Annotated in this window: 11 protein-coding genes; 9 read left to right on the forward strand and 2 right to left on the reverse strand. The window is 68.7% G+C overall.

Annotation, left to right across the window (positions count from 1 at the left end):
• The first annotated feature begins 130 nt into the window (after positions 1–130).
• From AC3WOE_RS28845 to AC3WOE_RS28880, 8 genes are all read left to right on the forward strand, one after another.
• A complete protein-coding gene (locus AC3WOE_RS28845; protein ID WP_492695647.1) occupies positions 131–1,363 on the forward strand; it encodes an ABC transporter substrate-binding protein in 1,233 nt (410 codons plus the stop codon).
• The gene (locus AC3WOE_RS28850) at positions 1,363–2,238 is read left to right on the forward strand and encodes a carbohydrate ABC transporter permease (protein WP_492695649.1); all 876 of its coding nucleotides are present in this window, start codon (positions 1,363–1,365) and stop codon (positions 2,236–2,238) included. Before AC3WOE_RS28845 ends, AC3WOE_RS28850 begins: the two co-directional genes overlap by 1 nt.
• Positions 2,239–2,405: 167 nt before the next feature.
• Positions 2,406–3,272, forward strand: coding sequence for a carbohydrate ABC transporter permease (locus AC3WOE_RS28855; RefSeq protein WP_492695650.1), 867 nt, complete (start codon positions 2,406–2,408; stop codon positions 3,270–3,272).
• Positions 3,269–4,324 (forward strand): ABC transporter ATP-binding protein, encoded by a 1,056-nt coding sequence (locus AC3WOE_RS28860; protein WP_492695653.1) that lies wholly within the window; start codon positions 3,269–3,271, stop codon positions 4,322–4,324. Before AC3WOE_RS28855 ends, AC3WOE_RS28860 begins: the two co-directional genes overlap by 4 nt.
• Entirely contained in the window at positions 4,324–5,823 is a 1,500-nt protein-coding gene (locus AC3WOE_RS28865; RefSeq protein ID WP_492695655.1) for a tryptophan halogenase family protein, read from the forward strand. Before AC3WOE_RS28860 ends, AC3WOE_RS28865 begins: the two co-directional genes overlap by 1 nt.
• A 10-nt stretch (positions 5,824–5,833) precedes the next feature.
• The gene (locus tag AC3WOE_RS28870; RefSeq protein ID WP_492695657.1) at positions 5,834–7,216 is read left to right on the forward strand and encodes a glycoside hydrolase family 30 protein; all 1,383 of its coding nucleotides are present in this window, start codon (positions 5,834–5,836) and stop codon (positions 7,214–7,216) included.
• Between the two features lie 4 nt (positions 7,217–7,220).
• A complete protein-coding gene (locus tag AC3WOE_RS28875) occupies positions 7,221–9,176 on the forward strand; it encodes a sialate O-acetylesterase (protein ID WP_492695659.1) in 1,956 nt (651 codons plus the stop codon).
• Positions 9,177–9,232: 56 nt separating this feature from the next.
• Entirely contained in the window at positions 9,233–11,530 is a 2,298-nt protein-coding gene (locus tag AC3WOE_RS28880) for a putative bifunctional diguanylate cyclase/phosphodiesterase (protein ID WP_492695662.1), read from the forward strand.
• Here AC3WOE_RS28880 and asd read toward each other — a convergent pair.
• Complete coding sequence (gene asd / locus AC3WOE_RS28885; RefSeq protein ID WP_492695666.1) at positions 11,472–12,308, reverse strand: archaetidylserine decarboxylase; 837 nt, start codon at positions 12,306–12,308, stop codon at positions 11,472–11,474. The genes AC3WOE_RS28880 and asd overlap by 59 nt on opposite strands.
• A 32-nt stretch (positions 12,309–12,340) precedes the next feature.
• Between asd and trhO the strand changes: the two genes are divergently transcribed.
• The gene (gene trhO, locus AC3WOE_RS28890) at positions 12,341–13,135 is read left to right on the forward strand and encodes an oxygen-dependent tRNA uridine(34) hydroxylase TrhO (RefSeq protein ID WP_492695668.1); all 795 of its coding nucleotides are present in this window, start codon (positions 12,341–12,343) and stop codon (positions 13,133–13,135) included.
• Here trhO and AC3WOE_RS28895 read toward each other — a convergent pair whose 3' ends face one another.
• Entirely contained in the window at positions 13,136–13,810 is a 675-nt protein-coding gene (locus AC3WOE_RS28895) for a hypothetical protein (RefSeq protein WP_492695671.1), read from the reverse strand.
• Between the last annotated feature and the right edge of the window lie 96 nt (positions 13,811–13,906).

Below are 13,906 nucleotides of genomic sequence, written 5' to 3' on the forward strand. Positions count from 1 at the left end.
AACGCGCAAGCGGCCGTTTGTTCAAGGGTACAGGCGGTTTCTAAATGAAATATTACAGGGTCAACACTCAGGCGCGTTCAGCCGCGCCGGGGCAAACTGCGCTCGCTGCCCCACAAGATCCGGAGACAAGATGAAGTTCCCCCGCCACGCCCTGGCCGCTGTTGCGCTGCTCGTTGCAACCGCTTCCAACGCCGCCGAACCCCTCAAGGCCGAGGTCATCCACTGGTGGACCTCGGGTGGCGAATCCGCCGCCGCCAAGACCCTGGCCGAGGCCTACAAGGCCCAGGGCGGCATCTGGGTGGACACCGCCGTCGCCCTGGGCGAGCAGGCCCGCTCGGTCGCCATCAACCGCATCGCCGGCGGCAACCCGCCGACGGCCGCCCAGTTCAACACCACCCAGCAGTTCCGCGACATCGTCGACCAGGGCCTGCTGAACAACGTCGACGCCGTGGCCCAGCGCGACGGCTGGGACAAGTTCCTGCCCGAGACCGTGCTGAGCGCCATCCGCGTCAACGGCCACTACTACGCCGCGCCGGTCAACATCCACAACATGACGTGGTTCTGGTTCTCCAAGGCCGCCTTCAAGAAGGCCGGCATCGCGGAAGAGCCCAAGAGCTTCGACGAGCTGTTCGCGGCCCTGGACAAGCTCAAGGTCGCCGGCCTCGTGCCCCTGGCCCATGGCGGCCAGCCCTGGCAGGACGGCATCGTCTTCACCGCCGTGCTGGCCCACTACGGCGGCCGCGACCTCTATCTGAAGATCTTCCGCGACCGCGACCCCAAGGCCATCCAGGGCGAGGAGTTCAAGAAGGTGCTGCTGGCCTTCAAGAAGCTGCAGAGCTACACCGACAAGGGCTCGCCGGGCCGCAACTGGAACGACGCGACGGCCATGCTGATCAGCGGTCGCGCCGGCGTGCAGATCATGGGCGACTGGGCCAAGGGCGAGTTCGCCCAGGCCAAGCAGGAAGCCGGCAAGGACTACGGCTGCGCTCCCGGCTTCGGCCCCAAGGCGCCCTACATCATCCAGGGCGACGTGATGGTCTTCCCCAAGACCGACAAGCCCGACCAGGTCAAGGCCCAGCAGCTGCTGGCCAGCGTCATCACCCAGCCCGCCACTCAGGTCGCCTTCAGCATCAAGAAGGGCAGCATCCCCATCCGCACCGACGTCGACGTCAGCAAGATGGACCTGTGCGCCCAGATGGGCGTGGCGGCCATGAAGGACAAGTCGCGCCACCTGGCCAATGGCGAGATCTACATCACGCCCGACCAGAACGGGGCCCTGCAGGACGTGCTGACGTCCTACTGGAACCGCAACATCCCCGTCGAGAAGGTCCAGAAGGACATCGTCTCCGCGCTGAGGAACTGATGAAGCGCCGTGGTCTCGCGGCCTGGGGTGCGCTGCTGCCTCTTGGCCTGATCGTCTGTGTCGGCTATATCGGCACGGTGCTGTGGACGCTGAGGACTTCGGTCTCCAGCTCCCGCACCTTCCCGAGCAACGACTTCGTCGGCTTGCAGCAGTTCGAGCGCCTGCTCGACAACGACCGCTGGCAGCACGCCATCCACAACCTCGCGGTCTACGGCGTGCTCTACATCGTCGCCGCCATGGCCATCGGCTTCCTGCTGGCCGTCTTCATCGACCAGAAGGTCAGAGGCGAGGGCATGCTGCGCACGGCTTTCCTGTACCCGTATGCGATGTCCTTCGTCGCCACGGGCCTGGTCTGGCAATGGGTGCTCAACCCCGACAGCGGCCTGCAGAACGCCATGCAGCAGATGGGCTGGAAGGACTTCAGTTTCGACTGGATCGTCGACCAGGACATGGTCATCTACACCGTCGTCATCGCCGGCACCTGGCAAGGGGCAGGGCTCGTCATGGCGCTGATGCTGGCCGGCCTGCGCGGCATCGACGAGGAGATCTGGAAGGCCGCCAAGCTGGACGGCATCCCGACCTGGCGTGTCTACCTGTCCATCGTGCTGCCCATGATGGGCCCGACGCTGGCGACGGTCTTCACGTTGCTGGCCACCGGCGTCGTCAAGGTCTTCGACACCGTCGTCGCCATGACCCAGGGCGGCCCCGGCACGGCCAGCGATGTCCCGGCCAAGTTCATCATGGACCACCTGTTTGGCCGCGCGAATCTGGCCCTGGCTTCGGCCGGCGCCGTGATGCTGCTGCTGACGGTGTTGGCCCTCGTCGCGCCGCTCGCCTATGTGCGCAGCCGCCAGGCCGCGAAGGGAGGCCACTGAGATGAATATGCCCCTCGCCCAACCTCGCATCGCTGAACGCGAGCGAGTCTGGTCGGTCCCCCGCGGGGACGGCGATGCGTGCGGCATCGAGCCGCACGCACATCGCCAGAGCGGGCCGGCTAGGGAGCGGCCCGTCGCTCGGCCCGAATGCGGAACGGACGACTGACATGACCAAGAAACGAAAGTCCACCGCGGTCTGGGCCCGCATCGGCGTCTACGCCTTCCTGATCTTCGCCGCGGCCTTCTTCCTGCTGCCGCTGTACGTGATGCTGACGACCTCGTTCAAGAGCATGGACGAGATCCGCCTCGGCCAGATCTTCGCGCTGCCGTCCAGCATCACCTTCGACGCCTGGCGCGCCGCCTGGAGCGAAGCCTGCACCGGCGTCAGCTGCGAAGGCGTGCGTGGCGGCTTCTGGAACTCGGTGACCATCGCCGTGCCGTCGGTCGTGCTGCCCATCCTGCTGGGTGCCATCAACGGCTATGCCCTCTCCTGGTGGAAGCCCAAGGGCAGCCAGTGGCTGTTCGGCGTGCTGATGATGGGCGCCTTCATCCCCATCCAGGTGATGATCTATCCGCTCGTCAAGCTGGAAGCGGCCATCGGCATCTACAGCAGCCTGCCCGGCATCGTCGTCGTGCACCTGGTGTTCGCCATGCCCATCATGACGCTGCTGTTCCGCAACTACTACGCGGGCCTGCCGGCCGAGCTGTTCAAGGCGGCGCGCGTGGACGGCGGTGGCTTCTGGCGCATCTTCATCCAGCTGGTGCTGCCGATGTCCACGCCCATGCTGATCGTTGCGGCCATCATGCAGATCACCGGCGTGTGGAACGACTACATCCTGGGCCTGACCTTCGCCGGCCGCGACAACCTGCCGATGACGGTGCAGCTGAACAACGTCATCAACACGACGACCGGCGAGCGTCTCTACAACCTCAACATGGCCGCGACGATCCTCACGTCTGCCGTGCCCCTGTTGGTCTATCTGATTTCCGGCCGCTGGTTCGTCCGCGGCATTGCGGCAGGAGCCGTCAAATGAGTGGCGTGAACATCCAGGGCCTGAGCATCAAGTTCGGCCACAACGAAGTCATCAAGGGACTGGACCTGCAGGTCCATGAGGGCGAATTCCTCGTGCTGCTCGGCCCCTCGGGCTGCGGCAAGTCGACGCTGCTGCACAGCATCGCCGGCCTCATCGACGTCAGCGGCGGCAGCATCCACATAGCCGGCACCGACATGACCGACGCCGAGCCCTCCGAGCGCGGCATCGGCATGGTCTTCCAGAGCTATGCGCTCTACCCGACCATGACGGTGGAGCGCAACATGTCCTTCGGCCCGCGCGTGGCCGGTGTGCCCAAGGCCGAGATCGAGAAGCGCGTCAACCGCGCGGCCGAGATGCTGCACCTGACGCCGCTGCTGGACCGCAAGCCGGCCCAGCTGTCGGGCGGCCAACGCCAGCGCGTCGCCATCGGCCGTGCCCTGGTGCGCGAGGCCGGCGTCTTCCTGTTCGACGAGCCCCTGTCCAACCTCGACGCCAAGCTGCGCGCCGAGCTGCGCCGCGAACTCAAGCTGCTGCACCAGACCCTGGGCAACACCATGATCTATGTGACGCACGACCAGGTCGAAGCCATGACCCTGGCCTCGCGCATCGTCGTCATGAAGAGCGGCGTCATCCAGCAGATCGGCACGCCCAGCGAGGTCTACGAGCGCCCGGCCAATCTCTTCGTCGCCGGCTTCCTCGGTGCGCCGGCCATCAACCTCGTGCCGGCCAAGGTGGGTGCCGATGGCCGCTCGCTGGAAGGCGTGCTGAACCTGCAGCTCGCGGAAGGCCGCGTGAAGCCGGGCCAGAACGTCGTGCTGGGTGTTCGCCCCGAGCACATGCGCCTGCAGTCCGACGGCCGCTGGCGCGCCAGGGTCGAGCTGGTCGAGCCCATGGGCAACCACCAGGTCGTCTGGATGAAGCTCGGCGAGCAAGGCTTCTCGGCCCTGGTGCACGACGGCCGCCGTATCACCGCCGGCGAGGAACTGGCCTTCGACATCGACGAGTCGGCGCTGAACTTGTTCGACGCGTCGACCGAGCAACGCCTGGCCTGATGGACGCGTTGCGCCGCATCGTCATCGTGGGCGGCGGCAGCGCCGGCTGGATGAGTGCGGCGGCCCTGGCGGCTAAGCTGGGCCAGGGGTCCTGGCAGATCACCCTGGTCGAGTCCGATGAGATCGGCATCGTCGGCGTCGGCGAGGCCACCATCCCGCCCATCCGCGGCTTCAATGCGCGCATCGGCCTGGACGAGGACGAGTTCCTGCGCGAGACCGGCGGGACCTTCAAGCTCGGCATCGAGTTCGTCAACTGGGGAGTCGTCGGCGAGCGATACATGCACGCCTTCGGTGATGTCGGCCGGCCACTGGACGAGCTGCCTTTTCATCAGCATTGGCTGCGCCTGGGCGCTCAGACGCCGCTGGCCGAGTTCTCGATCAACAACCAGGCGGCCCTGGCCGGCCGCTTCATGCGCCCACGGTCCGACATGGCCGGTTCGCCGCTGGCCGAGATCACTTACGCTTTCCACTTCGATGCCTCGCGCTACGCGGCCTTGCTGCGCCGGCATGCGCAAGGCAAGGGCGTGCAGCGCATTGAAGGCCGCATCGCGCGTGTCGAGCGCGAGGGCGAGCACATCCGCCGCCTGCATCTGCAGGACGGCTCAGTCGTCGAAGGCGACTTCTTCCTCGACTGCTCCGGCCTGCATGCCCTGCTGATCGGCAAGACCCTGGGCGTCTCGTTCGAGGACTGGTCCAACTGGCTGCCCTGCGACCGCGCCTGGGCCGTGCCGACGGCCAACCACGGTCCGCTGCTGCCGTACACGCGGGCGACGGCGCATGAGGCCGGCTGGCAATGGCGCATCCCGCTGCAGCACCGCACCGGCAACGGCCATGTCTTTGCCAGCGCCTTCACCGACGAGGCCGCGGCGCGCGACACGCTGATGCGCAATCTCGATGCCGAGCCGCTCGCCGAGCCGCGCCTCATCAAGTTCCGCACCGGCCGCCGCCAGCGGGCCTGGGTCGGCAACTGCGTCGCCATCGGTCTCTCGAGCGGCTTCCTTGAGCCGCTGGAGTCCACCAGCCTGCACCTGATCCAGAGCGCCGTGCTGAGGCTGATTGACCTCTTCCCGAGCGAAGGGCTGGAGGCGGCCGACATCGCCGAGTACAACCGCCAGACCGCGGCCGAGATGGCTTCGGTGCGTGACTTCATCATCCTGCACTACAAGCTGACGCGCCGCGACGACTCGCCCTTCTGGCGCCACTGCCGCGCCATGGCCGTGCCCGAGTCGCTGCAGGCCCGCATGGACCTCTTTGCCAGCCATGGCCGTCTGTTCCGCCACGGTCAGGAGCTGTTCTCCGAGCCGAGCTGGCTGCAGGTGCTGATCGGCCAGGGGCTGATACCGCGCAGCCACCACCCGCTCGCCGCCACGCGTCCGCCGGAGCAGGTCCAGCAATTCATCGACGACGTCCATCGCGTTGTGCGCCGTTGCGTGGACGTGATGCCCGCGCATGCCGATTTCCTCGCCGACATCAACGCCGTGAACCAGCGGCACTCATAACCACAGAGACATGAAGACACTGCTTTTGACGCTGACAGCCGCGCTCGCCGGTGCAGCTAACGCTGCGCCTGTACTGGCTTTCCTGACCACGGCCGACCAGCAGCAGCTGCTCGCGCCGAGCGTCGTCGAAAAGGCTGCAAAGGCAGGCGACGTCATCCGCATCGACCCCAAGCGCCAGCACCAGCGCATCGCCGGCTTTGGCGCCGCCATCACCGAGGGCTCGGCCTGGCTGATCCGCCATGGCATGAGCGATACGCAGCGCGACGCGCTGATGCGCGAGCTGTTCACCCGCGAAGGCAATGGCCTCGGCTTCGAGTTCACGCGGCTGACCATCGGCGCCTCGGACTTCTCGCGCCGCCACTACAGCCTGGACGACATGCCGCCGGGCCAGACCGACCCCGAGCTGCAGAACTTCTCGTTGGCGCCCGAGCGCGAAGACGTCATCCCCGCCGTCAAGCAGGCCCTGGCCTTGAACCCCAAGCTGCAGGTCATGGCCTCGCCCTGGAGCGCGCCGGGCTGGATGAAGACGACCGACAGCCTGGTGCAGGGCCAGCTCAAGCCCGAACACTACGGTTCCTTTGCGAAGTACATGGTGCGTTATGTCGAGGAGATGAAGGCCGAGGGCGTGCCCATCTTTGCGCTGACGCTGCAGAACGAGCCCCACTTCGAACCCGGCGACTACCCCGGCTTGCGCATGCCGCCGGCCACGCGTGCCGCCGTGGTCGGCCAGCACCTCGGCCCGCTGCTGAAGGCCAAGGGCATGAAGACCCAGCTGCTGGAGTGGGACCACAACTGGGACGAGCCCTGGAGCCCGCTGTCCATGCTGTCCGACAAGACGGCGCGTCAATACGTGTCGGGCGTGGCCTGGCATTGCTATGCCGGTGACGTGTCGGCCCAGTCCCAGGTGGCCCAGCATTTCCCGGAGCTCGACGTCTGGTTCACCGAGTGCTCCGGCGGCGAATGGAAGCCGCAATGGGCCGAGACCCTGCCCTGGATCACGCGCAACCTCATCATCGGCAGCACCCGCCACGGCGCGCGCGGCGTGCTGATGTGGAACCTGGCCCTGGACCCGCAGTACGGTCCGCATCTGGGCGGCTGCAGGGACTGCCGCGGTGTCGTCACCATCGACCCCAAGACCGGCAAGGTCACGCGCAATATCGAGTACTACGCCTTCGGCCACGCCAGCCGCTTCGTCAAGCAGGGCGCGCGGCGTGTCGACTCGGAGGGCGGGGCCAAGGGCCTGGACCATGTCGCCTTCACCAACCCCGACGGCAGCACGGCCCTCATTGTCAGCAACTCCGCCGCCGAGGCGCGCCGCTTCACGGTGCAGGCGCCGGGCCAGCGCTTCAGCTACGAGCTGCCGGCCAGCGGTGTCGTGACTTTTGTCTGGTGATGCCATGCGATTGATGGCCCTGTTCGCGGCCTTGCTGGCCGCATCCAATGCCCAGGCCCTCGAGCTGGCCGGCGTCTTTGCCGATCACATGGTGCTGCAGCGCGAGACGCCGCTGCGCGTCTGGGGCCAGGCTGAGCCGGGCCAGAAGGTGCATGTGCAGCTCGCTGATCGGCATGCCGACGTCGTGGCGGGACAAGACGGCCGCTGGCGAGCCAGCCTCGCGCCGTTGAAGGCCGGCGGGCCGTATCAGCTGCGGGTCAGCGCCGGAGTCGAGCAACGCCGCCTGGACGATGTGCTGATTGGCGACGTCTGGATCGCCGCCGGCCAGTCGAATATGGAATGGCGCCTGGCCGATGCGAATACCGCGGCGACCGAGATCGCTGCGGCCGGCGAGCACCCGCAGATCCGCCACGCCAAGATGCCGCATCGCGTCAGCCTGCAGCCGCTGAAGGAGGCGCCGCCGCTGCGCTGGGACGTCGCCAGCCCGGCCACGGCCGGCGAGTTCAGCGCCGTGGCCTGGCATTTCGCGCGCCGCGTGCAGGCCGATGTGAAGGTGCCCATCGGCATCCTCAACCTGAGCTGGGGCGGCACCCATGTCGAGACCTGGACCAGCCCGCGGGCCGCGGCCACCGATCCCGACCTGGCCGCCACGATGCGCGCCATGCCCACTGATGCGGCCGCCTTTGTGCAGGGCCGCCAGGACCAGATGCTCGAGCGCGTGAGGCATTTCCAGGGCACGGCACCGCAAGCCGTCGCCGGCGCCGACCCCGCCCTGGACGACCAGGCCTGGCCCACGCTGAACACGCCCCAGGTGTGGGAGACGCAAGGCCTGCCGGGCCTCGACGGCCAGGTCTGGCTGCGCCGCCACTTCACCTTGACCACGGCCGAAGCCACGGGCGCCGCGACGCTTCACCTCGGCCCCGTCGACGACTGCGACGAGACCTTCGTCAACGGCCAGCCGGTCGGCAAGACCTGCGGCTGGGAGACGCCGCGCACCTACGCCGTGCCGGCCGGCCTGCTGCACGAGGGCGACAACCTCATCGCCGTTCGCGTGACCGACACCGGCGGCGATGGTGGCATTCACGGCCAGGCGGCCCAGCTTCGCCTTGAAACCAGCGCGGGCCCCCAACGCCTCGCCGGCCGCTGGCAGGCCCGTGTCGAGGCCCTGCAGCCCGTCACCGAGCCCGGCCCCAACGACCTGCCCAGCCTGCTCTTCAACGGCATGGTCCAGGCCTTCACGCCCTTCGCGGCGCGTGGCGTCATCTGGTACCAGGGCGAGACCAACGCACCGCGCGCGGCCCGCTATGCCCAGGCCTTCCCGCGTCTGATCAACGACTGGCGCGCACAGTGGCGCGAGCAGGGCCAGCAAGGCACGCTGCCCTTCTACTTCGTGCAGCTCTCGTCCTTCGGCCCCCGCCCGCCCCTGCCCGAGGGCAGCGCCTTCGCCGAGCTGCGCGACGCCCAGCGCCAGACGGTGGAAAAGCTGCCTGCCACCGGCATGGCCGTCAGCATCGACGTCGGCGACGCCAACGACATCCATCCGCGCGACAAGCAGACGGTGGGTGAGCGCCTGGCTCGTATCGCGCTGGCCCAGACCTATGGCGAGCCCATGCCCTTCAAGGGTCCGACGCTGCGCGCCAGCCGCGCCCGGCCCGACGGCAGTTTCGAGCTGACCTTCAACGACGTCGCCGGCGGCCTGGCCACGCGGGGCGGGGGGGCCTTGCTGGGATTTGCCGTGGCCGGCGCGGACCAGCGCTTCTTGCCCGCCCGCGCCGAGATCACCGGCCCCCATCGGGTGCGCGTCTGGAGCGAAGCCGTCGCCAAACCCGCGGCGCTGCGCTATGCCTGGGGCGACACGCCCCTCGAAGCCAATCTGGTCGACGGTGCCGGGCTGCCCGCGACGCCCTGGCGCAGTGACCGTTGGCCGCTGGCCACACGTGATATTCGTCCTGAGTTCTAACGACGTCAGGCGTGCATGGATCGCGCCCACCGCGCCTTCATGGCTAGGATGGGCCGATGACATGGCTGCTGTTGATCAGCTCCAGCCTGCTGCTGATGGTGGGCGTGGCGATGATGGTGCTGTCCCGGTTGGAGCCGGACCACCGCCATATCCGTGACTGGGGCTGGAGTCATATCTTTCTCGCCTTCGGCCTCGCCCTGGGCGTGGCCCTGGTGCCGGCGGACACCACCTCCCTGCAGTACAAGCTGCAGGCCCCCTTCGCCACCGCCTGCATCATTGCTTCGCTGGCCTGGCAGCTGGCCGGTGCCAGCCACTACCGGGGCCGGCCCTGGAACTGGCGGCGCACCCTGCCGCTGTTCGTCGCGATGCTGGGCTTCGTGCTCGCCCTGGCGCTGGTGCAGTTGCGCCTGGCCATCGTCGCTTCGGCCCTGCTGCTGACCGGTGGGGCCTGGCTCGCCGCCTGGTGGCTGTGGCGTGGTGGCGAGACGGCCGAGCGGGTCGTTTCGGGCTGTTTCGTCGCCCTGGGCCTGGTGCACCTGAGTGGTCCCATGCTCGACCCGCTGGCGCGGTCTGCCGCGACCCACATCGTCGGCACCTATGTGCAGGGCACCTTGGCCATGGCGCTCGTGCTGCTGTCTGTGCGGCGCGCCCACGGCGAGGCCAAGCGGATGGGCGAGCGGCTGCGCCAGCTTTACGAGCAGTCTATGCAGGGGCTCGTCGTGCTGCGCGATGGCCGGGCGGTCTTCGCCAACCCCGCGGCGCTGGCCATGTTCGGCTTCGATCGCATCGAAGGCACGCTGCCGGTCGAGTTCCTGATCGCGCCGGGCGATCTCGAGGCCTCGCGCGCCCGCTACGCGCAACTGATCCAGCGGCGCTCGGGCCAGGTCGCCTGGGAGGGCGAGCGCTTTCGCCGCGACGGCAGCGCCATCTATCTGCGCGGCAGCTCCAGCTACATCGAATGGGAGGGCGGCCCGGCCCTGCTGGTGCTGATGCTGGACGACACCGAAAGACAGCGCGCCACCGAGGCCCTGCGCCGCCAGGCCCTGCACGACGAGCTGACCGACCTGCCCAACCGCCATGCCGCCCTGGCCCGCCTGGCCGAGCTGACGGCGCCCGGCAGCCCGGGTTTCGCCCTGCTGTCGGCCGACCTGGATCGCTTCCAGCTCGTCAACGAAAGCCTGGGGCACGAGACCGGCGACGCGCTGCTGCAGGCCATCGCCGCCAGGCTGCGTGAGGCCCTGCCGCCCGAGGCCCTGGTCGCGCGCCTGGGGGAAGACCAGTTCCTGCTGCTCCACCCGGGCGTGGAAGACGATGCCGCCGCCCAGTTGGTCGGCCAGCGCCTGCTGGCGCTGATGAACCTGCCGTTCGCCGTCGCGCACCGGGCGCTGTATGTGCATCTGTCGGTCGGCATCGCACGCTTTCCGGCGCATGGCCAGAACGGCGCGGCCCTGCTGCGCGCGGCCGACGTCGCCATGCACCAGGCCAAGCAGCAGGCCGGCGCCGCCGTCGTCGCCTTCCGGCCCGGCATGGCGGCGGCCGCGGGCGGTCTGCTGGAGATCGAACAGGCCCTGGCCGCGGCCATCGAGCGCGAGGAATTCCAGCTCGACTATCAGCCCAAGTTCGAGGCCGGCACTCGGCGTCTGGCCGGCTTCGAGGCCCTGGTGCGCTGGCAGCGGCCGGGCCGGGGGCGTGTCAGCCCGGCCGACTTCATTCCGGCCGCCGAACGCACGGGCCAGATCGTGCCCCTGGGCGCGCTGATCCTTCGCCAAGCTGCCCAGCAGCTGCGGTCCTGGCAGCAGCAGGGCCTGAAGCCCATGCCCGTCGCGGTGAATGTCTCGCCGCTGCAGTTCGAGGACAGTGGCTTTGCCGACTGGGTGCTGGATCTGGTGCGCGCCCATGGCGTGGACCCCGCGCTGATCGAGGTCGAGATCACCGAGACGGCGGCCATGACGCATATGGACCGCGTGCTGCCCCAACTGGCCCGGCTGCGCGAGGCGGGCGTCGGCGTGGCCTTCGACGACTTCGGCACCGGCCAGAGCTCGCTGACCCTGCTGCGCCGCCTGCCCATCACGACGCTGAAACTGGACCGCAGCATGGTCGATCCCCTGCCCGAACCGTCAGCCGGTGCCGTGGTGCGGGCCGCCTGCGTCGTGGCCGAAGCCCTGGGCCTGGCCATCGTCGCCGAAGGGGTCGAGACCGAGGCCCAGGCTGCGGAGGTCGAGCGCCTGGGCTGCACGCATCTGCAGGGCTGGCTGCTGTCCAGGCCGCTGGCGGCCGAAGCAGCTGCCGCCTTGCTCAGCTCGCCATCAGCTCACCCATGCGGATCGAGCCCCCCGGCTGCCACGCCGGGTTGAACTGCAGGCCGCTCTTCTCGAACAGCATGACGACGGTGGAGCCGAGCAGGAAGCGGCCCATCTCGTCGCCTTGGGCGAGGGTGACCTGGCCGGGGGCGTAGTCCCATTCCTGCACCGGGCCTTCGCGCTTGATCTGGCCCTGCCAGACGGTGGCCATGCTGCCGACGATGGTGGCACCGACCAGCACCAGCACCCAGCGGCCCAGGGCGTCGTCGTCGAAGACGCAGACGACGCGCTCGTTGCGCGCGAACAGCCCCGGCACGCCGCGCGCCGTCGTCGGGTTCACCGAGAACAGCTCGCCCGGCACATGCACCATGCGCACCAGGCGGCCGGCGGCCGGCATGTGGATGCGGTGGTAGTCCTTGGGGCTGAGATAGAGGTTGGCGAACAGGCCGTCCTGGAAGCGCGCCGCCAGCTGGGCATCACCCCCCACCAGGGCCGTCGTCGAGAAGTTCTGGCCCTTGGCCTGGTAGACCTGGTCGCCCTGGATGCGGCCGACCTGGCTGATGGCGCCGTCCACCGGGCAGATCAGCGGGGCCTGGGCGAGAGGGCGCGCGCCGGGCTTCAGCGCCCGGGTGAAGAAGTCGTTGAAGGTCTTGTAGACCGTGATGTCCGGGTCGGCCGCCTCGGCCATGTTGACGCCATAGCGCGCGACGAAGCGGCGGATGGTGGACGTCGTGAAGCTGCCCATGGGCTTGGACGCGTAATGCCCGGCCAGGCGTGTCAGGGCCAGCTTGGGCATCAGGTATTGGGGCAGGACTTTGAGGCGATCGGACATGGCTTCAGTGTAAGAGTCGACAATTCGCCTCGATGTCCGTCGTCCACAGCTCCTTCTACCGTTTTACCCCGATGCCGGACCCCAGCGGCTTCGCCGAAAGCCTGCGCGTGCGCGGCGCGGAACTGGCCCTGGGCGGCGTCGTGCTGGTGGCCGAAGAGGGCATCAGCGCGGCCATTGCCGGCGAGGCCCGGGCCGTGCAGGCCTTCGAGTCCGAACTGCAGACCCAGCCCGGCCTGGCCGGCCTGCACTTCAAGCACAACGCCTGCGAGCGCCGACCCTTCAGCCGCTTCAAGGTGTCGGTCAAGCGCGAGATCGTCGCCTTCGGCGTGGCCGGCGTCAGCGGCGATGCCACCGACACCCACGTCAGCCCGCAGCGCTGGCGCGAGCTGCTGGCCGAGCCCGACACCGTCGTGCTGGACAACCGCAACAGCTTCGAGTTCAAGCTCGGGCGCTTTCGCGGCGCCATCGACCCCGGCGTGGCCCACTTCCGCGACTTCCCGGCCTATGTCGAGGCGCATCGCGACGAGTGGCGGGGCAAGACGGTGGCCATGTACTGCACCGGCGGCATCCGCTGCGAGAAGACGGCGGCCTGGATGCAGGCCCGTGGACTCCAGGTGGCTCAGCTCGACGGCGGCATCCTGAGCTACCTCGAGGCTTTCCCCGAGGACGCGGCCCGCGACTGGCAGGGCGAGTGCTATGTCTTCGACAAGCGCATCGCCATCGATGCCGCCGCACGGGAAACCGGCACGACGGCCGAGGACGTTTTCAGCGACCCGGCGGATGCCTGGCGGCTGGCGCGCGCCAGGCGGTTGGACCCCGCGTCCTGATCAGCCCAGCGTCAGGCTGAAGCCAGCCCGGAAGCCGATCTGCTGCAGCACCAGCAGGGCCATCAGCAGCACGAAGGGCAGCACCGGCTGGCGCAGCCGCCAGCTGACGGCGATCAGCAGTGCCGTGACGGCTTCCGTCGCGAAATAGGCGAGGTGGAAGGCCGGCTCGAAACCGTGCACGGGCAGGATCTGCGGCGCGACGCGGGCCAGGGCCGGCGGCAGGATGAGCAGGCCGGTGACGGCCATGTAACGGGCGTGACGATGGATGTCGCGCCGGTACTTGATGGCCAGCGCAAAAGCGACGGCGAAGCCCAGCAGAAAGCTCAGGTCCACCGGCACCAGGCGCGGCCCGAAGCGCTGGGTGAAGGGGTTGTCGGGGTGGGCCGTTTGCCAGGTCATCCACAGGCCGGCGGCGACGAAGAGGGGCGCGAGGACGTAGGCCAGCTGCCCGACACGGCGGTGCAGATCGCGCCTGCGCAGGCGGATCAGCGTGGGCTGCGCAATCAGCATCAGCATCCAGGCAAAGGCCGTCAGCCCATGGGCATGGTGGCCGAGGTCGGTCTCCCTCAGTTGCGACAGATAGGAGGGGTAGAAGCCCCACAGGCCGGCCCCCAGAACCAGCGCGAAGTAGAGGGGGGTGCGGGCATAGGGCAGTGGCGGCGGCAGGCTGGACATGGCGGGCTCCCTGGTTTTGCCCGCGATTGCAGCAAGGCCGGCCGGCCGCGTCATCCGGATTGCCCCCCGTTCCTGCGGTGGGGGCGCCACTACGGA

It is taken from the genome of Roseateles sp. FW305-36, from assembly GCF_058787015.1.

Coding starts and splice junctions, on each gene's coding strand:
- AC3WOE_RS28895 (WP_492695671.1), bottom strand. CDS start 13,810: ATGTCCAGCCTGCCGCCGCCACTGCCCTATGCCCGCACCCCCCTCTAC.
- trhO (WP_492695668.1), top strand. CDS start 12,341: ATGTCCGTCGTCCACAGCTCCTTCTACCGTTTTACCCCGATGCCGGAC.
- AC3WOE_RS28850 (WP_492695649.1), top strand. CDS start 1,363: ATGAAGCGCCGTGGTCTCGCGGCCTGGGGTGCGCTGCTGCCTCTTGGC.
- AC3WOE_RS28870 (WP_492695657.1), top strand. CDS start 5,834: ATGAAGACACTGCTTTTGACGCTGACAGCCGCGCTCGCCGGTGCAGCT.
- AC3WOE_RS28865 (WP_492695655.1), top strand. CDS start 4,324: ATGGACGCGTTGCGCCGCATCGTCATCGTGGGCGGCGGCAGCGCCGGC.
- AC3WOE_RS28860 (WP_492695653.1), top strand. CDS start 3,269: ATGAGTGGCGTGAACATCCAGGGCCTGAGCATCAAGTTCGGCCACAAC.
- asd (WP_492695666.1), bottom strand. CDS start 12,308: ATGTCCGATCGCCTCAAAGTCCTGCCCCAATACCTGATGCCCAAGCTG.
- AC3WOE_RS28855 (WP_492695650.1), top strand. CDS start 2,406: ATGACCAAGAAACGAAAGTCCACCGCGGTCTGGGCCCGCATCGGCGTC.
- AC3WOE_RS28845 (WP_492695647.1), top strand. CDS start 131: ATGAAGTTCCCCCGCCACGCCCTGGCCGCTGTTGCGCTGCTCGTTGCA.
- AC3WOE_RS28880 (WP_492695662.1), top strand. CDS start 9,233: ATGACATGGCTGCTGTTGATCAGCTCCAGCCTGCTGCTGATGGTGGGC.
- AC3WOE_RS28875 (WP_492695659.1), top strand. CDS start 7,221: ATGCGATTGATGGCCCTGTTCGCGGCCTTGCTGGCCGCATCCAATGCC.